Below are 296 nucleotides of genomic sequence, written 5' to 3' on the forward strand. Positions count from 1 at the left end.
CGGCTATTGTCTGGGTATAATCGTAATGACTGGCCGTCACGCTCGTCATCCAGTAGCCGAAGGGCACGGAGTAATAGAGCGTGTCGTTTTGGCTGCCTTTCCCGGCAGATGCGTGAATATCGCGTCCCCCGGAGAGGTAGAACAGGTCGCTTAACGCCAGCGGGTTATCCAGAAAGAAGGTTAATCCGCCCTGATAACGCCCGGTGCTCTTAGAGCCGGTATCATCCAAATACGTGGCGACTCGCCAGTGCCGGGACTGACGCCAGTCCAGCACAATATCGCTCTCCCCCGGCTGC

The 296-nt window shown here is 57.4% G+C and carries 1 protein-coding gene; it reads right to left on the minus strand.

The window, feature by feature from the left end; translation table 11 throughout:
- Window positions 1–296, minus strand: a 296-nt coding sequence (locus ACGF49_RS25120) for a ShlB/FhaC/HecB family hemolysin secretion/activation protein (protein ID WP_387493503.1), incomplete at both ends; no start/stop codon positions are given.

Source organism: Photorhabdus sp. RM96S, assembly GCF_042879335.1.
GTDB classification, from domain to species: Bacteria; Pseudomonadota; Gammaproteobacteria; order Enterobacterales; family Enterobacteriaceae; genus Photorhabdus; species Photorhabdus kayaii.